At 71.5% G+C, this 17,825-nt stretch carries 13 protein-coding genes and 1 pseudogene; 9 read left to right on the top strand and 5 right to left on the bottom strand.

Going from position 1 to position 17,825, the window contains the following annotated elements:
• The first annotated feature begins 20 nt into the window (after positions 1-20).
• The 4 genes from MRAB57_RS01440 to nudC all read left to right on the top strand — a co-directional run bounded on the left by MRAB57_RS01440 (position 21) and on the right by nudC (position 8,549).
• Positions 21-3,158, top strand: coding sequence for an ATP-dependent DNA helicase (locus MRAB57_RS01440; protein ID WP_077085972.1), 3,138 nt, complete (start codon positions 21-23; stop codon positions 3,156-3,158).
• Complete coding sequence (locus MRAB57_RS01435) at positions 3,155-6,466, top strand: ATP-dependent helicase (RefSeq protein WP_077085971.1); 3,312 nt, start codon at positions 3,155-3,157, stop codon at positions 6,464-6,466. Before MRAB57_RS01440 ends, MRAB57_RS01435 begins: the two co-directional genes overlap by 4 nt.
• A 67-nt stretch (positions 6,467-6,533) precedes the next feature.
• Positions 6,534-7,607, top strand: coding sequence for a potassium channel family protein (locus MRAB57_RS01430; RefSeq protein WP_077085970.1), 1,074 nt, complete (start codon positions 6,534-6,536; stop codon positions 7,605-7,607).
• Between the two features lie 18 nt (positions 7,608-7,625).
• The gene (gene nudC, locus MRAB57_RS01425) at positions 7,626-8,549 is read left to right on the top strand and encodes an NAD(+) diphosphatase (protein WP_077085969.1); all 924 of its coding nucleotides are present in this window, start codon (positions 7,626-7,628) and stop codon (positions 8,547-8,549) included.
• A 4-nt stretch (positions 8,550-8,553) separates the two neighbouring features.
• Here the strand turns inward: nudC and MRAB57_RS01420 are convergent, their stop codons facing one another.
• On the bottom strand, positions 8,554-8,823 hold the full coding sequence (locus tag MRAB57_RS01420) for a sensor domain-containing protein (protein WP_077085968.1): 270 nt from the start codon (positions 8,821-8,823) through the stop codon (positions 8,554-8,556).
• Between the two features lie 33 nt (positions 8,824-8,856).
• Entirely contained in the window at positions 8,857-9,111 is a 255-nt protein-coding gene (mrx1, locus tag MRAB57_RS01415) for a mycoredoxin Mrx1 (RefSeq protein ID WP_077085967.1), read from the bottom strand.
• A 92-nt stretch (positions 9,112-9,203) separates the two neighbouring features.
• Between mrx1 and MRAB57_RS01410 the strand changes: the two genes are divergently transcribed.
• From MRAB57_RS01410 to MRAB57_RS01405, 3 genes are all read left to right on the top strand, one after another.
• A complete protein-coding gene (locus MRAB57_RS01410; RefSeq protein ID WP_173813987.1) occupies positions 9,204-11,312 on the top strand; it encodes an ATP-dependent DNA helicase UvrD2 in 2,109 nt (702 codons plus the stop codon).
• 106 nt (positions 11,313-11,418) lie between these two features.
• Positions 11,419-11,568, top strand: coding sequence for a hypothetical protein (locus MRAB57_RS29030; protein ID WP_245835785.1), 150 nt, complete (start codon positions 11,419-11,421; stop codon positions 11,566-11,568).
• Between the two features lie 131 nt (positions 11,569-11,699).
• A complete protein-coding gene (locus tag MRAB57_RS01405) occupies positions 11,700-11,981 on the top strand; it encodes a WhiB family transcriptional regulator (RefSeq protein WP_077085966.1) in 282 nt (93 codons plus the stop codon).
• Between the two features lie 9 nt (positions 11,982-11,990).
• On the opposite strand, the pseudogene MRAB57_RS01400 reads toward MRAB57_RS01405, so the two are convergent.
• Together MRAB57_RS01400 and MRAB57_RS01395 are read right to left on the bottom strand one after the other, a co-directional pair.
• A pseudogene (locus MRAB57_RS01400) lies at positions 11,991-13,344 on the bottom strand (macrolide-binding ATPase MABP-1).
• 46 nt (positions 13,345-13,390) lie between these two features.
• Positions 13,391-14,245: a cyclodehydratase gene (locus tag MRAB57_RS01395; RefSeq protein WP_077085965.1), complete on the bottom strand. Its 855-nt coding sequence runs from the start codon at positions 14,243-14,245 to the stop codon at positions 13,391-13,393.
• Between the two features lie 118 nt (positions 14,246-14,363).
• Here MRAB57_RS01395 and MRAB57_RS01390 point away from each other — a divergent pair, with 118 nt between their 5' ends.
• Positions 14,364-15,281 (top strand): NHL repeat-containing protein, encoded by a 918-nt coding sequence (locus MRAB57_RS01390; protein ID WP_083743271.1) that lies wholly within the window; start codon positions 14,364-14,366, stop codon positions 15,279-15,281.
• 6 nt (positions 15,282-15,287) lie between these two features.
• On the opposite strand, the gene MRAB57_RS01385 is transcribed toward MRAB57_RS01390, so the two are convergent.
• Complete coding sequence (locus MRAB57_RS01385) at positions 15,288-16,652, bottom strand: zinc-dependent metalloprotease (RefSeq protein WP_173813887.1); 1,365 nt, start codon at positions 16,650-16,652, stop codon at positions 15,288-15,290.
• Positions 16,653-16,730: 78 nt separating this feature from the next.
• On the opposite strand from MRAB57_RS01385, the gene MRAB57_RS01380 reads away from it, so the two are divergent.
• Entirely contained in the window at positions 16,731-17,753 is a 1,023-nt protein-coding gene (locus MRAB57_RS01380) for a YlbL family protein (RefSeq protein WP_077085962.1), read from the top strand.
• The last annotated feature ends 72 nt before the right edge of the window (positions 17,754-17,825 follow it).

The following is a 17,825-nucleotide window of genomic DNA, read 5'->3' as shown; positions in this document are numbered from 1 at the left end:
CCTCGTGATGTCATGCCCTCATGTCGTACACGTGGGGTGCCGAGGCGCAGGCGGTCTTGGAGCCGGGTGCACGCGGCCTGGTGCGCATCCTGGGCGGTCCGGGCACCGGCAAGAGCAGCCTGCTGGTCGATGCCGCCCTCGCCGCGATCGGTGGCGGCATCGACCCGAAATCGGTTCTGCTGCTTACCGGATCGGGCCGGATCCCGACGGCGGCGCGCAGCGCGCTGACGACGGCGTTGCTGGGCTCACAGCCGGGCGGCCCGTCGGTGGCCGCGATCTCCGAGCCGCTGGTGCGCACCGTGCACAGCTACGCGTACGCGGTGTTGCGGCGTGCCGCCGAGCGCGCCGGCGACGCGCCGCCGCGGCTGGTCACCAGCGCCGAGCAGGACGCCATCATCCGCGAACTGCTGGCAGGCGATCTCGAGGACGGGCCGGATGCGGCCGTCGCGTGGCCGCGGCACCTGTGGCCGGCCCTGACCACCGCGGGGTTCGCCACCGAGCTACGAAACCTGTTGGCGCGCTGCGCCGAACGCGGGGTGGATGCACCGGAGCTGGAACGGCTGGGGCGCCGGTCCCGGCAGCCGGAGTGGACGGCCGCCGGCCAATTCGCCCGGCAGTACGAGCAGGTGATGCTGCTGCGCGCGGCCGTCGGCACCGCGGCGCCGACGGCGACGACGCCGGCGTTGGGCGCGGCCGAGTTGGTGGGTGCGGCCCTGGAGGCGTTCGCGGCCGATCCCGAGCTGCTGGCCGCCGAGCGCGCCCGGGTCCGGGTGTTGCTGATCGACGACGCCCAGCAGCTCGACCCGCAGGCCGCCCGCCTGGTCCGGGCGCTGGCCGCGGGCGCCGAACTCGCGCTGGTTGCCGGTGATCCCAACCAGGCCGTGTTCGGTTTCCGCGGCGGCGAGCCCGCCGGGCTGCTCGACGGCGAGTCGCTCGAGGTGACGCTGACGCGGTCGCATCGCTGCGCGCCCGCGGTCGCGCGGGCCGTCAGTGGCATCGCGGGCCGGCTGCCCGGCGGCAGCGTGGGCCGGCGGATCGAGGGCACCGGCGCTGAGGACGGATCCGTCACGGTCCGGGTGGCCGCGTCGGCGCACGCGGAGGCCGCGCTGATCGCCGACACCCTGCGCCGTGCGCACCTGATCGACGGCGTGCCGTGGTCGCAGATGGCGGTCATCGTCCGGTCGGTGCCGCGGGCGGGCGCGCGGTTGCCGCGGGTGTTGGCCGCCGCGGGGGTCCCGGTGGCCGCGCCCACCGCCAGCGGGCCGCTGGTCGAGGAGCCCGCGGCGCGGGCGCTGCTGACCGTGCTGACGGCGACGGCCGGGAGTCTCGATGGCGACCAGGCGCTGGCGCTGCTGACCGGGCCCATCGGCCGCCTGGACCCGGTGTCGCTGCGGCAGCTGCGCCGGGCGCTGCTGCGCGCCAGGACAGACGACGCGCCAGGCGATTTCGGCGACGTGCTGGCGGCCGCGGTCGCCCCCGGCGCCGGGGCGCCGGGCGCGCTGTCCCGCCCGCTGCAGCGGGTGCGCGCGGTGCTGAGCGCCGCCGCGCGCTGCCACGCCGAGGGGCAGGACGCGCGGTACACCCTGTGGGCGGCATGGCAGCGGTCCGGCCTGCAGCGCCGCTGGCTGGCCGCGATCGAGCGCGGCGGCCCCGCGGGCTCCCAGGCGGGCCGCGACCTCGCCGCGGTCACGGCGTTGTTCGACGTCACCGACGATTACGTGTCCCGCACGCCGGGCGCGTCGCTGCGCGGGCTCGTCGAGCACGTCGCCGCCCTGCAGCTGCCGGGCGTCAACACCGGACCGGCGGCGGCAGAACAGGTCAGGGTGCTGTCCGCCCATGCCGCGCTGGGACACGAATGGGATCTGGTGGTCGTCGCCGGCCTGCAGGAAGGGCTGTGGCCCAACACGATTCCGCGCGGCGGTGTGCTGGGCACCCAGCGACTGCTCGACGTGCTGGACGGGGTGGGCAAGGACGCGTCGGTGCGTGCGCCGCTGCTGGCCGAGGAGCGCAGGCTGCTGGTCGCGGCCATGGGCCGGGCCCGGCGCCGGTTGCTGGTGACCGCGATCGACAGCGACACCGACGGCCCGGGCCAAGAGGCCGCCCTGCCCTCGCCGTTCCTTGACGAGATCGCCGGGTGGGCCAATGCCGATCCGGAAGACGAAGTGGCGCAGCCTGTTTCGGCACCGCGGGTGCTGTCGTACACGTCGCTGGTCGGCCGGCTGCGCGGTGTCGTGTGCGCCGCCGATGGCGCCGTCGACGACGAGTCGCGCCGTTGCGCGGCAACACAATTGGCCCGGCTGGCGCAGGCGGGTGTGCCCGGCGCCGACCCCGGCGGGTGGCACGGCCTGACTCCGGTCAGCACCAGCGAGCCGCTCTGCGGCGGCGATCACCCGGTCACCCTGACACCGTCGACGCTGCAGACCCTCCACGACTGCCCGCTGCGCTGGCTGGTCGAGCGCCACGGCGGCACCAACCCGCGCGAGCTGCGGTCGACGCTGGGCTCGGTGCTGCACGCGCTGATCGCCGAACCGGGCAGGAGCGAGGACCAGCTGCTCGCCGAACTGGACCGCGCCTGGCAGCACCTGCCCTTCGACGCGCGCTGGCACGCGGAGAACGAGCGTGACCGACACCGCGCCATGGTCCGGGCGTTCGTCGAGTGGCGCGCGCAGACGCGCGGTGAACTCCGCGAGGTCGGAGTGGAAGTCGACGTCGACGGGGTGCTCGGCACGCCGCGCGACGACGGCGGCGACGTCCGGCTGCGCGGCCGGGTCGACCGGCTGGAACGCGATGCGGCGGGCCGGCTGGTGATCGTCGACATCAAGACCGGCAAGACCCCGGTCAGCAAGGACGACGCCCAGCAGCACGCGCAGCTGGCGATGTATCAGCTGGCGGTGGCCGAGGGCATGATTCCCGCCTCCGACGGCGCGGAGCCCGGCGGTGCGCGGCTGGTCTACGTCGGCAAGTCCGGCGCGTCGGGCGTCACCGAACGCGAGCAGGACCCGATGACGCCGGCGGCCCGTGACGAATGGCGCGAGATCGTCCGGCGGGCTGCCGACGCCACGACCGGGCCGCAGTTCGTCGCCCGCCGCAACGACGGCTGCACGCACTGCCCGATACGGCCGAGCTGCCCGGCCCATGCCGATGGGGCGGCGCGATGACCCCGCGCTACACCCCCACCGAATTGGCAAGCGCGCTCGGCCTTTTCCCACCTACTTCGGAGCAGGCCGACGTCATCGCCGCGCCCCCGGGGCCGCTGGTCGTGATCGCCGGGGCGGGCGCCGGCAAGACCGAGACGATGGCCGCGCGGGTGGTGTGGCTGGTTGCCAACGGTTACGCCGAGCCCGGGCAGGTGCTGGGATTGACGTTCACCCGCAAGGCCGCCGGCCAGCTGCTGCGCCGGGTCCGGTCCCGGCTGGCCCGGTTGGCGGGCATCGGCCTGGGGGCGGGCGGCGCGGTCGCGCCCGAACCCGCGGGCGCCCCGGTGGTCAGCACCTACCACGCCTTCGCCGGCTCGCTGCTGCGCGACTACGGGCTGCTGCTGCCGATCGAACCCGACACCCGGCTGCTCAGCGAAACGGAGTTGTGGCAGTTGGCCTTTGACGTGGTCAACCGGTACGACGGGCGGCTGGACATCGACAAAACCCCGGCCGCGGTCACCTCGATGCTGCTGCGGCTGTGGGGCCAGCTCGCCGAGCACCTGGTGGACACGCGCCAGCTCCACGACACCCACGTGGAGCTGGAGCGGCTGGTTCACACCCTGCCCGCGGGTCCCCATCAGCGCGACCGCGGCCCCAGCCAATGGCTGCAGCGGCTGCTGGCCACGCAGACCGAGCGGACCGAGCTGGTGCCGCTGCTCGATACGCTCAGCGGGCGGATGCGCGAGGCCAAGGTCATGGACTTCGGCATCCAAATGGCTTCGGCCGCACGGCTTGCGATGAGTTTCCCGCAGGTGGGTGAGGACCTGCGGAGCCGCTACCGGGTGGTGCTGCTCGACGAGTACCAGGACACCGGGCACGCCCAGCGCGTCGCGCTGTCGTCGCTGTTCGGCGGCGGTGTCGACGACGGGCTGGCGCTGACGGCCGTCGGCGATCCGATTCAGTCGATCTACGGCTGGCGCGGCGCCTCGGCGACCAACCTGCCGCGGTTCACCACCGACTTCCCCCGCTCCGACGGCACCCCCGCGCCCGTCCTGGAGCTGCGGACCAGCTGGCGCAACCCGCCGCGCACGCTGCAGGTCGCCAACGCCATCTCCGCCGAGGCGCGGCGACGATCCGTCGCGGTGCACGCGTTGCGCCCCCGCCCGGACGCCCCGCCCGGCACCGTCCGCGCCGCCCTGCTTCCCGACGCGCGCGCCGAGCGGGAGTGGATCGCGGACCACCTGCAGGAGCACTATCAGCGGGCCGGCGCGCAGGGCGTCAGCCCGCCCACCGCCGCGGTCCTGGTGCGCCGCAACGCCGATGCCGCGCCCATCGCCGATGCGCTTCGTGCGCGCGGCGTCCCGGTCGAGGTCGTCGGGCTGGCCGGCCTGCTGTCCATTCCCGAGGTCGCCGACATCGTCGCCATGCTGCGGCTGGTGGCCGACCCGACGGCCGGGGCGGCGGCGATGCGGGTGCTGACCGGCCCGCGCTGGCGGCTCGGCGGCCACGACGTCGCCGCCCTGTGGCGGCGCGCGTCGGCACTGGCCGGGCCCCGCCGCGGCGACGACACGCCCTCGCCCGAGGCGATCGCGCTGGCCGCCCGCCCGTCCAGCCTGGAGGCCGACGGCGCGTGCCTGGCCGACGCGCTCAGCGACCCCGGGCCCGCCGGGTCGTATTCGGCTGCGGGACATGCGCGTATCACCGCGCTGGCCACTGAGGTCGGCGCCCTGCGGGCCCACCTCGGGCACTCGCTGCCCGACCTGGTCGCCGAGGTGCGCCGCGTGTTGGGTGTCGACTGCGAGGCCCGCGCCGCGGCGGGGGCCTCCGGCGGCTGGACCGGCGCCGAACACCTCGACGCGTTTGCCGACGTGGTCGCCGGTTACGCCGAGCGAACGACCGCCGCGTCCGGCGCGATGGATGCGTCCGCGGCCGCGTCGGTGCTGGGCCTGCTGGCCTACCTCGACGCGGCCGAGGTCGTCGAAAACGGCCTGGCCCCGGCCTCGTTGACGGTCGCGCGGGATCGGGTGCAGGTGTTGACCGTGCATTCCGCGAAGGGCCTGGAGTGGCAGGTGGTCGCGGTGGCCCACCTGTCGGGCGGCACGTTTCCGTCCACCGCCTCGCGCAGCAGCTGGCTCACCGATGCCGCCGAGCTGCCGCCGCTGCTGCGCGGCGACCGCTCGTCGGCGGGCTCGCTGGGCATACCCGTCCTCGACACCTCGGACGTGACCAATCGAAAGCAGTTGTCGGATAAGATTTCCGAGCATCGCCGCCAGCTCGATCAGCGCCGCGTCGACGAGGAACGCCGGCTGCTGTACGTGGGGATCACCCGCGCCGAGGACACGCTGCTGGTATCCGGGCATCACTGGGGTCCCGCCGGGGTGAAGCCGCGCGGCCCGTCCGACTTCCTGTGCGAGCTCAAGGATGTCATCGACCGGTCGACCGCGGCCGGTGATCCCTGCGGCGTGGTGGAGGAGTGGGCACCGGCGCCTGCCGATGGCGAGCGAAACCCGCTGCGCGACAACGTCGTCGAGGCGGTATGGCCGGCCGACCCGCTGGCGTCGCGCCGCAACGACGTCGAACGGGGGGCGGCGCTGGTGGCCCGGGCCATGGCGGCCGAGCCCGCCGAGGTTGGCCCAGACGTCGAGGGCTGGGCCGCCGACGTCGATGCCCTGCTGGCCGAGCGGGCCCGCAGCGCCGCGCCGGCCGCAGTCGTTCTGCCCAGCCAGGTGTCGGTCAGCGGCCTGGTCGACCTGGCGCGCGACCCGGCTGGCGCCGCGCAGCGGCTCACCCACCGGGTGCCGGCGCGGCCGGACCAACATGCGTTACTGGGCAACGCCTTTCACGCCTGGGTCCAGCAGTTCTACGGAACCGAGTGGCTGTTCGACCTCAGCGACCTGCCGGGCGCGGTCGACTCCGATGTCGGCGACACCCGGGAACTGGCCGCGCTGCAGGAGGCGTTCGCCACGTCGCGGTGGGCGGCGCGCACCCCGGTCGCCGTCGAGGTGCCCTTCGAGATGCCGATCGGCGACACGGTGGTGCGGGGCCGCATCGACGCGGTGTTCGCCGACCCCGACGGGGGAGCCACCGTGGTGGACTGGAAGACCGGTGAACCGCCGCGCGGGCCGGAAGCCATGCGGCACGCCGCCGTCCAGCTCGCCGTCTACCGGATGGCGTGGGCCGCGCTGTCCGGCTGCCCGGAGTCGTCGGTGCGCACCGCGTTCCACTACGTCCGCACGCAGACCACGGTCACCCCCGCCGAGCTGCCCGACGCCACCGAGCTGGCCGCGCTGTTGGTGCCGTCCACCGATGCCCACGATGTCGCCGTCTGATGCGCCTGGCGCCGTTCGTCGTGGTTACATGTGACAGATGTGTGGGGCGAGCCGATGACGGGCCATTGTGCCCAAGGGTAGGTTGCGGCGACTCAAGGGTTTCGACGAGCGGCTGACCGCGCAGCCAGGCCACCTGCTGGTCGGCGTGCTGCGCATCCCCGAAGACCAAACCGGACCCGGCCGCGTCATCGCCCGCCGGCTGGCCATCGCGCTGGTGCTGCTGGTCGGCGCCGCGCTGGTGGTCTACCTGGACCGCGACGGCTATCGCGACGTGCGCGCTGCGCCGCTGACGTTCCTGGACTGCCTGTACTTCGCGGCGGTGTCGCTGTCGACCACCGGCTACGGCGACATCACCCCAATCAGCGAGGTCGCGCGCCTGGTCAACACCGTGATATTCACGCCGCTGCGGATCGCGTTCTTGATCGTGTTGGTAGGCACGACGCTCGAGCTGCTCTCCGAGCGGTCCCGGCAGGCGTGGAAGATTCAGCGTTGGAGGAGCAAAGTGCGCAACCACACCGTTGTGATCGGCTACGGCACCAAGGGGAAGCGGGCCGTCGCCGTCCGGGTCAGCGACGAGGAGTCCACCCAGGGCGAAATCGTCGTGGTCGACACCGACCGCAGCGCCCTCGAGCACGCCGGCGCGGCCGGCCTGGTCACCGTGCACGGCGACGCCACCAAGTCCGACGTGCTGCGGCTGGCCGGCGCCCAGCACGCGTCGTCGATCATCGTCGCCACCAACCGAGACGACACCGCCGTCCTGGTGACGTTGACGGCGCGCGAGATCGCGCCCAAGGCCCGGATCGTGGCCGCGATCCGGGAGGCGGAGAACTCACACCTGCTGCAGCAATCGGGCGCGGACTCGGTGGTGGTCTCCTCGGAAACGGCCGGGCGGCTGCTCGGGCTGGCCACCACCACGCCCAGCGTCGTCGAGATGATCGAGGACTTGCTGACTCCGGACGCCGGGCTGGCCATCGCCGAGCGGGAGGTCGAGCCGGCCGAAGTCGGCGGCTCCCCGCGGCATCTGAGCGACACCGTGCTCGGTGTGGTTCGCGACGGCAGGCTGCTGCGCATCGGCGCACCCGAGGCCGACGCCATCGAGGCCGCCGACCGGCTCCTGTACGTCCGAGACACCGGCCACTAGCCGCCGAAGGGGCTCAGCGTGGACTTTCAGCTGCGGAGTGTTCCGCTGCTTTCGCGTGTCGGCGCCGACCGCGCCGACCAGTTGCGCACCGACGTCGACGCGGCCACCGCGGGCTGGGCCGAGGCGGCCCTGCTGCGCGTGGATTCGCGCAACCAGGTGCTGGTCGCGGGCGGCCGCGTTGTGCTTGGCGCCGCGGCCGAGCTGGGCGACGCGCCCCCGAAAGACGCGGTGTTCCTGGGCCGCATCGAGGGCGGGCAGCACGTGTGGGCCATCCGGGGGGCGCTGCAGGCGCCCGACGATCCCGACGCGCACGCCGAGGTCGTCAACCTGCGCAGCCTCGGCCCGATCTTCGACGACACCAGCAGCCAGCTGATGTCCTCGGCCGTCGCGCTGCTGAATTGGCATGACAGCGCCCGGTTCAGCCCGGTCGACGGCTCCCCGACGCGATCGGCCAGGGCGGGCTGGGCGCGGGTCAACCCGGTCACCGGGCAGGAGGAATTCCCGCGCATCGACCCGGCGGTGATCTGCCTGGTGCACGACGGCGGCGACCGCGCGGTGCTGGCCCGCCAGGCCGTGTGGCCCGAGCGGATGTTCTCGCTGCTGGCCGGATTCGTCGAGGCGGGTGAGTCTTTCGAAGTCTGCGTCGCGCGCGAGATTTTCGAGGAGATCGGGCTGACCGTGCGCGACGTCCGCTACCTGGGCAGCCAGCCGTGGCCCTTTCCGCGCTCGCTGATGGTCGGCTTCCACGCCGTCGCCGACCCGGCCGAGGAATTCGCGTTCAACGACGGCGAGATCGCCGAGGCGGCTTGGTTCACCCGTGACGAGGTGCGGGTGGCGCTCGAGGCCGGCGACTGGTCCAGCTCGACGGAGTCGAAACTGCTTCTGCCCGGGTCGATTTCGATCGCGCGCGTGATCATCGAATCCTGGGTGGCGGCCGGCTGAGGCCTTACTTGACGCGGTCGGTGATCGTCTGCAGGACGGTGCTGGCGACCTGATCCGACGCCTGCAGGCCCACGGCGCCGACAGAGATCAGCACGGCGGATTTGACGCGATACAGGTGGCACCACTGATGGTCGGTGAGCCGCAACGTGTTTGGGTCCGGCTTGTCCAGGACGAAGTCGTATTCGGCGTTGTGCAACGCGACGCATTCCTGCAGGGACGAATCCAGCTGACGGAACATGGCCGTCGCGTTGTCGGGGCTAGGGTAGCAGGCCACCGCCTGGCTGGGCGGATCGCCAAGCCCGCGAAGTTAGCCCGCGACCTCAGCCAGCTTCGCCTTGACCTCGGCGGCGCTGGGGTTGGTCAACGTCGAGCCGTCGGAGAACTTGACCGTCGGGACCGTCTTGTTGCCGCCGTTGACCGAGCCGACGAACTCCGCGGCCGCCGCGTCGTGTTCGATGTCGACCGTGTCGTACGCGATTCCGTTGGACTTGAGCACGGTCATGAGCCGGTGGCAGTAGCCACACCATGACGTCGTGTAAACGGTGATCGGGGCATTGCTCATAACTCGATAACGTAGCCCGGCGCTGCGGTGTTCCGAATGCCGGGCGTGGCGAAACGCCCGGTTTGTCGGTGATCGCTGCCAAGATGGACGCCATGCCGATGGTCGCCGACCCGTTGACCGCCGGGCTGGACGACGAACAGCTTGAAGCGGTGCTCGCTGCGCGCGGGCCGGTCTGCGTGCTCGCCGGCGCCGGAACCGGCAAGACCCGCACCATCACTCATCGCATCGCCAACCTCGTCGGCAGCGGCCACGTCTCGGCGGGTCAGGTGCTGGCGGTCACCTTCACCCAGCGCGCGGCGGGGGAGATGCGCTCGCGACTGCGCACGCTGGACGCCATCGCGCCGGCGGCCGCGGGCGTCGGCGCGGTGCAGGCCCTGACGTTTCACGCGGCCGCGCACCGGCAGCTGCGCTACTTCTGGCCGCGCGTGGTCGGCGACACCGGCTGGCAGCTGCTCGACACCAAATTCCCCGTCGTGGCCAGGGCGGCCAGCCGCACCAGGATGAACGCCAGCACCGACGACGTCCGCGACCTGGCCGGCGAGATCGAATGGGCCAAGGCGTCGCTGATCAGCCCCGAGCAGTACCCCGCGGCCGTAGCCGCCGCCAACCGGGACATCCCGTTGGACGCCGCCAAGGTCGCGGCCGTCTACGACGCGTACGAGGCGCTCAAGGTCCGCGACGAATCGGTGACGCTGCTCGACTTCGACGACCTGCTGCTGCACACCGCCGCCGCGATCGAGAACGACGCCGCGGTGGCCGAGGAGTTCCGGGACCGCTACCGCTGTTTCGTCGTCGACGAGTACCAGGACGTCACCCCGCTGCAGCAGCGGGTGCTGTCGGCGTGGCTGGGCGACCGCGACGACCTGACCGTCGTCGGCGACGCCAACCAGACCATCTACTCGTTCACCGGGGCCTCGCCGCGGTTCCTGCTCGACTTCTCCCGCCAATTTCCCGACGCCACCGTGGTGCGCCTGGAGCGCGACTACCGGTCCACCCCGCAGGTCGTGTCGCTGGCCAACCAGGTGATTGCCGCGGCGCGCGGCCGCGTCGCCGGCAGCAAGCTGCAACTGTCCGGCCAGCGCCCGCCGGGCCCGGCGCCGTCGTTTCACGAGCACCCCGACGAGACCGTCGAGGCCGCCGCGGTCGCCAAGGCGATCGCCCGGCTGATCGAATCCGGCACCGCGCCGTCGGAGATCGCGGTGCTCTACCGCGTCAACGCGCAGTCGGAGATCTACGAGGAGGCCCTGACCGGGGCGGGCATCGCCTATCAGGTCCGCGGCGGCGAGGGCTTTTTCAACCGTCAGGAGATCAGGCAGGCGCTGCTGGCCCTGCAGCGCGCGGCCGAACGCGGCGGCAGTGGGGCCCAAGAAGGCCCGCTGCCCGAGCTGGTGCGCGCGCTGCTGGAGCCGCTCGGGCTGACCGCCGAGGAACCGGACGGCACCCGGGCCCGCGAACGCTGGGAGGCGCTGACCGCGCTGGCCGAGCTGGTCGACGACGAGGTGGCCCAACGCCCGCAGCTGGAACTGCCGGCCCTGGTGGCCGAGCTCCGGACGCGGGCCGACTCGCGCCACCCACCGGTGGTGCAGGGCGTCACGCTGGCCTCGCTGCACGCGGCGAAGGGGCTCGAGTGGGACGCGGTGTTCCTGGTCGGCGTGGCCGACGGCACGCTGCCCATCTCGCACGCCCTGGCGCACGGCCCCGAAAGCGAACCCGTCGAGGAAGAGCGTCGCCTGCTCTACGTCGGAATCACCAGGGCCCGAGTGCATTTGGCGCTCAGCTGGGCGCTGTCGCGAAGCCCGGGCGGACGGCAGACCCGCAAGCCGTCGCGGTTCCTCAGCGGCATCGCGCCGCAGGCCCGGGTCGACCCGGCGTCGGCCAAGTCCCGCCGCAAGCAGGGCAAGACCCGCTGCCGCATCTGCAACCAGGACCTGACCACCCCGGCGGCCATCATGCTGCGGCGGTGCGAGACGTGCTCGGCCGACATCGACGAGGAGCTGCTCGGCCGGCTCAAGGCGTGGCGCCTGGACGTCGCCAAGGAGCAGAAGGTGCCCGCCTACGTCGTGTTCACCGACAACACCCTGATCGCCATAGCCGAGCTGCTGCCCGGCGACGAGGCGGCCCTGATCGCGATCCCCGGAATCGGCGCCCGCAAGCTCGAGCAATACGGCTCCGACGTGCTGGGCATGGTCCGCGGCCGCTGAGCGGCAAAACGCGCAGGTCAGAAAATCGTTTGCCAGTTTGTGCCGCGACCGTTTACCCTCGAAATCGCGTTTTCGCTGTCAAAAGGCATGAGAGGAGGTGGCCACGATGATCAACAACCTTTGGGTAGTAGACGTGGCCGGCGCGGTGCTGTCCGCGGGAACCTTCCATGCCGCCCACGCCGCCGTGCCGGCGGCCGCGGTCAAGCATGCCGCCGCCGCCACGACTGACGCGTCCGTGGATTGGGGCATTACCTAACCCGCCCCCTTTTCCCACATGGCCACGGACCCGAAGTCACCAGGATCCGTGGCCATAGTTTTCGGGTAGGCACCCGCAACCTGGTCCGGATCACCTCAGCAGGACACCCAACCAGGAAGCAGGTGAGCAGAATGTCGGCAGCGACGGTGCCTAGACAGACGCGGCCGGTGTTGCCATGCCACGTCGGCGACCCCAACTTGTGGTTCGCCGAGACCCCGGCCGACCTCGAGCGGGCCAAGACCCTCTGCGCCAGCTGCCCGGTCCGTCGCCAGTGCCTGGCCGCGGCGCTGGAACGCGCCGAACCGTGGGGTGTCTGGGGCGGCGAGATCCTCGAACGCGGGTCGGTGGTCAGCTACAAACGCCCGCGCGGACGTCCACGCAAAAGCCGCCGGCAAGACGGAGTCGCCGCCTAGCCAACAGAGCTAAACGGTGGCCGCGGTCTCGGGATCGGCGAAGCCGGGGACCAGTTCCTCGGTCAGCGCCTTGATCGGCACGTGCGCGTCCAGCTGGCACAGGATCGCGGCCACCGACAGGATCACCCGCATCGGGATCACCAGCTTGGGCGGCAGGTCCATCTGCCGGGCCGTCTTGATCTGCGACACCGACCGGTCGATCTCGATCGTCGACATCCTCTGCAGCCACTTGCGCGTGTAGTGGAAGACGTCGACCTCGATGGGTTCCACGTATTGGCGCAGCATTTCGTCGATGTCGCGCACCGACACCTGCTCACCCTCGCCCTTCTGGATGAAGCCGGCCTTCTCCATCGTCGGCAACAGCAGGTCGTAGTTCTTGTCGCGGGCCAGCCGGATCGTCATGCCGAGCTCGATCGGCAAGCCGCCGGGCATCGGGGCCACCGCGCCGAAGTCGATCACGCCCATCCGGCCGTCGGGCAACAGCATGAAGTTGCCCGGGTGGGCGTCGCCGTGCAGCATCTGGAGGCGCCGCGGCGCGTCGAAGGTGAGCTCGAGCAGCCGGGTGCCGATCATGTCGCGCTGCTCTACGGTGCCCTCGCGGATGATGTCGGCCATGTGCAGGCCCTCGATCCATTCCTGGATCACCACTTTCGGCGCGCTGGCCACCACCCGCGGCACCGCGAAGTGCGGGTGGTCCTGGTACGCCTTGGCGAAGGCGCGCTGGTTGTCGGCCTCCAGCCGGTAGTCCAGTTCCATCTCGGTGCGCTCGATCAGTTCGTCGACGACGCCCTGAATGTCGGCTCCAGGCGCGAGCTGCTTGAACACCCCGACCATGCGCTGCATGGTCTTCAGGTCGGCGCGCAGCGCCTCGTCGGCGCCCGGGTACTGGATCTTGACGGCCACCTCGCGGCCGTCGGACCACACGGCCTTGTGCACCTGGCCGATGCTGGCCGAGGCGATGGGCGTGTCGTCGAACGACGCGAAGCGCGCGCGCCACTTGGTGCCCAGCTGCGCGTCGAGCACCCGGTGCACCTTCTCTGCGGGCAGCGGCGGGGCGTCCTTCTGCAGCTTGGTCAGCGCCTCGCGGTAGGGCTCGCCGAACTCGTCGGGAATGGCGGCTTCCATCACCGACAGCGCCTGGCCGACCTTCATCGCGCCACCCTTGAGCTCACCGAGCACGGTGAACAGCTGGTTGGCGGCCTTCTCCAGCAGCTCGGCCTGGACCTCGTCTTTCGACTTACCGGTCAGCCGTTTTCCAAATCCCAGCGCCGCCCGGCCCGCAAAGCCGACCGGAATGCTGGCCAGTTTCGCGTTCCGCGCGGCGCGCCCCCGTTTGATCTCCGACACAAGCTCCATCATCCATGACAATTCGCGGGTCGCGGGATTGATCTACACAACACTGACGGCCGTCAACACCGGCACAACGGATGCCTGGTCCACTGCCGCGCGCGAATGGCGCCCGCGTTGAGGTCGAATTCCAGCGTCGCGTTGAGCGCCTGCGGCGGACCGGGATCGGGTACCTGCTGCTGGCCGCGCACCGCGGCGATCACCCGGTTCACCTGGCCGAGCGCCAGCGCGGCGGTGGCGAGCAGGGTGGCCCGGTCGGCCACCCCGACCGTCTCGCGCAGCTGGGCGGCGATCGCGGGCCACGCGGCGTCGCGGTCGCGGCGATGCAGGTCGGCGCAGGCCAGGCACGACGTGACGCCGGGGATGACCAGCGGCCCCACCAGCCCGGTGCCGTCGCGGACCCGGACCGCCAGGTGCGCTACGGCCTTGGCGTGCAGGTCACGCACCATGCGCGGGTCGGCGACGAGGTAGTCGGTCAGCACCACCAGGTCCACCGCCGCGTGCGACACCGCGGCGTGCGGCTGGCTGGTGTGCGCCACCCTCGCGCCCGAACAGCGCAACGCCTCGACCAGCAGGTCCGACAGCGGCCCGCGGCCGTGGATGCGGATCGACGCGGCCCGCCCGCCGGCCTGGCGGCAGCGCCGGGTCGCCACGCCCGCGCGAACCAGCTTCGTGAGCAGGTCGGTCAGGCCGTCGGCGTCGGTCAGCCCGCGGTCGGCGGCCTGTCGGTGCAGCTCGCCGATCGCCAGCGGTGAGCGCAGGGACCGCAACATCGCGGCCAGCTCCGCGGCGGCCAGGCCACCCGGGGGGCGGATCAGCACGGCCCGGCGCGGATCCCAGCCGACCTGCACGGCGCCGTCGGGCCGCAGCAGCACCGGCAGCGCCGGGTCCAGCGCATAGAGGGGCGTGGCCGGCATAACGCCTGAGGGTGCCACTCCGCGGCGAGCGGTCGGCTCAGTTATCCACAGCGTCACCGCCGATCGCCCGCATACTGGTGCGAGACAATGTCTTTTCCGTTTGCGAGCCGGAGAGGTGATGGTTGGTGGACGAGCCGGCGCGCAGCGACGCCAGGGGTCGCGATTCGGGCGCTACGTGCTGAGGCGGCTGCCGGGCCGAAAGGTGCTGGCGCCGATCGTTGTCGTCGTCGCCGTGATCGCCGGGTGTCACTCATCGACGCACCCCACCCAGGTCGAGCTGCCGTTCACCGGGCTGGTCGGCCCCAAGGGGTTGGCGCTAGACGCCGCCGGCAACGTCTACGTCATCGACGACGGACACAGTCGCATGCTCAAACTCCCTGTGGGATCGAATGTTTCGGTCGAAGTGCCGCTTCCCGGCCTGAAAGATCCGTTGGGCCTGGCGGTGAGCGACAACGGCAGCGCCTATATCGCGGACAACAGCGACAATCGGGTGTACGAGCTGCCGGCCGGGTCGAAGACCCCGGTCGAGCTGCCGTTCACCGGCCTGAAAATGCCCTTCGGCATGGCGGTGGATACCGCCGGCGACGTCTACGTCACCGACTACACGCCCCGGGTGCTCAAGCTGCCGGTCGGGTCGAGCACCCCGGTCGAGCTGCCGTTCACCGGCCTGCGAGATCCGCTGGGGACGGCGGTGAACGCCGCCGGCGACGTCTACGTCACCAACTGCGACGTCCCCGACGGTCGAGACAGCAGGGTGCTGAAACTGCCGGTTGGGTCGAGCACCCCGGTCGAGCTGCCGTTCAGCGGGCTGAAGTGCCCCAAGGGGGTGGCGGTCGATGCCGCCGGCGACGTCTACGTCATCGACGTGGGCGGCAATGCCGGACGGGTATTCAAACTGCCGGCCGGGTCGAACACTCAGGTTCAGCTGTCCTTCGCGGGCCTGACGACTCCGCTGGGAATAGCGGTGGATTCAGCCGGCAGTGTCTACGTCACCGACAACACCAACAACCGGGTGCTCAAACTGTCGGCGAAGTAAAAGCCGTTACGCGGGGCCTTCGGCGCCCGGGTCCTCCTGCTCCAGCCGGGCGATGGCCTCGTCGATCCCGCTGGTGTCGCCGCCGATGACGCGGTCGATGAAGCCGGCCGGCTCGTCGAGATCGTCGGCGCCCGGCAACAGGTCGGGGTGCTGCCAGATGGCGTCGCGGGCGTCCACGCCGGCGGCCTCGGTCAGCCGCTGCCACAGGGCGGCGGCCTCGCGCAGCTTGCGTGGCCGCAGCTCCAGCCCGACCAGCGTCGCGAACGTCTGCTCGGCCGGCCCGCCGCTGGCCCGGCGCCGGCGCAACGTCTCGCCCAGGGCGGCCGCACCCGGTATCCGGTCGCCGAGGGCCTCGGTGACCACGATCTGCACCCAGCCCTCGATCAGGGCGAGCAGCGTCTCGAGCCGTTCCAGCGCCTGCGTCTGCGCGGGCGTGGCCTGCGGCTCGAAAACGCCCTGCCCGAGCAGGTTTTCGATGGCCGCGGGGTCCGACAGGGTCGCGGGGTTGAAGTCGCGGGCCAGTTCCTCGATGCCGCTCATGTCGATCTTCATGCCCATGGCGTAGGCCTCGACGGCGCCCAGCAGCTGGCTGGATAACCAGGGCACGTGGCTGAACAGCCGGTGGTGGGCGGCCTCGCGCGCGGCCAGGAAGGTCAGGATCTCGCTGCGCGGCTGCTCGAGTCCGGAGGCGAACGATTCGACGGCGTCCGGCATGATCGCGGCCACGCCCTTGGGGCCCAGCGGCAGACCGATGTCGGTGGAGGTCAGCACCTCGCGGGACAGCCGGCCGAGCGCCTGGCCCAGCTGCGAGCCGAACGCCATGCCGCCCATCTGCGACATCATCGCCAGCAGCGGGCCGGCCATGCTCTTGGCCTCTTCGGGCAGCGACGAGGCCCACACCGTCGAGATCTGGCTGGCCATCGGGTCGCACAGCCGCTTCCAGGTCTCCAGCGTGTTGTCGACCCAGTCGCTGGGGCTCCAGCCCACGGCCTTGGCGGCGCCGGCGGGCAGCGCGGTGGCGCCGTCCAGCCAGGTGTCGGCCAGGTGCACCGCGTCGGCGATCGCCGAACTCGTGGTCGCCGGGATCGGCGCGACGAAGCCGATCGAGCTGGACGCCACCTGCCGGGCCAACTCGTAGTTGACCGGCCCGGACGTCTGGTCCCCGGAGGTCATCGTGCCTGCGTTGGAAAACATCTGACCCAGCTGCGTGAAGATCTGCCCGAGGTCGCCCACGCCGAAATCGCCGCCCATTCCGAACGGGTTGGATGCGCCCGAGCCGGACTCGGGATCTTTCCCGTGCTTGTCGCGGTCAGGGTCTTCTCCATGGGAGAAGCCGAAAGGCAGGTCAGGCATAACCACAACGGTACCCACCGCAGGAATGGAAAGCGCGACCTCGGGTCCTGCTTGTAGCTGAACGAGCCCGATCGGCGTCCGGTTAGGGTAATCGGCGTGAACAGGCGGATTCTGACCCTGATGGTCGCGCTGGTGCCGATCCTGGTCTTCGGCGTGCTGCTCGCCGTGGTGACGGTGCCGTTCGTCTCGCTGGGCCCCGGTCCGACGTTCGACACCCTCGGTGAGGTCGACGGCAAAGAAGTCGTCGCGATTCAGGGCACCCAGACCCACCCGACCACCGGCCACCTCAACATGACGACGGTGTCCCAGCGCGACGACCTGAGCCTGGGCGAGGCCTTGACGCTGTGGTTGTCCGGGCAGGAACAGCTGGTCCCGCGCGACCTCATCTACCCGCCCGGCAAGTCGCGTGACGACGTGGACAAGGCCAACAGCGCCGACTTCAAGAACTCCGAGGACAGCGCCGCCTATGCCGCACTGGGATACCTGAAGTACGCGCCCGCGGTGACGGTCGCCTCGGTCACCGATCCCGGCCCGTCGGCGGGCAAGCTCAAGGACGGCGACGCCATCGACGCGGTCGACGGCGATCCCGTCGTCAACGTCGAGCAGTTCACCGGATACCTGAAGAACACCAAGCCCGGGCAGGTGGTGACGATCGACTACCGCCGCAAGAACGAGCCGGCCGGCGTCGCCCAGATCACACTGGGCACCAACAAGGATCGCGACTACGGCTTCATGGGAGTCGCGGTGCTCGACGCGCCCTGGGCGCCGTTCGTCGTCGACTTCAATCTCGCCAACGTCGGCGGCCCGTCGGCGGGACTGATGTTCAGCCTGGCCGTCGTCGACAAGCTCACCACCGGCGGGCTGGCCGGATCGACGTTCGTCGCCGGGACCGGCACCATCACGTCGGACGGCAAGGTCGGACAGATCGGCGGCATCACCCACAAGATGGCCGCCGCCCACGCCGCCGGGGCCACGGTGTTCCTGGTGCCCGCCAAGAATTGCTATGAGGCCAGCTCGGACAATCCGTCCGGCCTGCGCCTGGTGAAGGTCGACAACCTCAGCGGAGCGGTGGACGCGTTGCACGCGGTCACCTCGGGAGGTCAGCCACCGAGCTGCTAGCCCGCAATCGCCGTGCGGCGATGCGTAGAGTTGTGTCCGCGCCAATAAACTGAATCGACGCCAGCCACCTTG

It is taken from the genome of Mycobacterium rhizamassiliense (genome assembly GCF_900157375.1).
Taxonomy (GTDB): domain Bacteria; phylum Actinomycetota; class Actinomycetes; order Mycobacteriales; family Mycobacteriaceae; genus Mycobacterium; species Mycobacterium rhizamassiliense.
Note: the sequence above shows the minus strand (reverse complement) of the source record. Positions and strands in the feature narration are given on the sequence as shown.

Bases quoted from the DNA above. Each gene is read 5' to 3' on its own strand.
- MRAB57_RS01440 (WP_077085972.1), top strand. From the start codon at position 21: ATGTCGTACACGTGGGGTGCCGAGGCGCAGGCGGTCTTGGAGCCGGGT.
- MRAB57_RS01435 (WP_077085971.1), top strand. From the start codon at position 3,155: ATGACCCCGCGCTACACCCCCACCGAATTGGCAAGCGCGCTCGGCCTT.
- mrx1 (WP_077085967.1), bottom strand. From the start codon at position 9,111: ATGAGCAATGCCCCGATCACCGTTTACACGACGTCATGGTGTGGCTAC.
- MRAB57_RS01410 (WP_173813987.1), top strand. From the start codon at position 9,204: ATGCCGATGGTCGCCGACCCGTTGACCGCCGGGCTGGACGACGAACAG.
- MRAB57_RS29030 (WP_245835785.1), top strand. From the start codon at position 11,419: ATGATCAACAACCTTTGGGTAGTAGACGTGGCCGGCGCGGTGCTGTCC.
- MRAB57_RS01405 (WP_077085966.1), top strand. From the start codon at position 11,700: ATGTCGGCAGCGACGGTGCCTAGACAGACGCGGCCGGTGTTGCCATGC.
- MRAB57_RS01395 (WP_077085965.1), bottom strand. From the start codon at position 14,245: ATGCCGGCCACGCCCCTCTATGCGCTGGACCCGGCGCTGCCGGTGCTG.
- MRAB57_RS01390 (WP_083743271.1), top strand. From the start codon at position 14,364: ATGGTTGGTGGACGAGCCGGCGCGCAGCGACGCCAGGGGTCGCGATTC.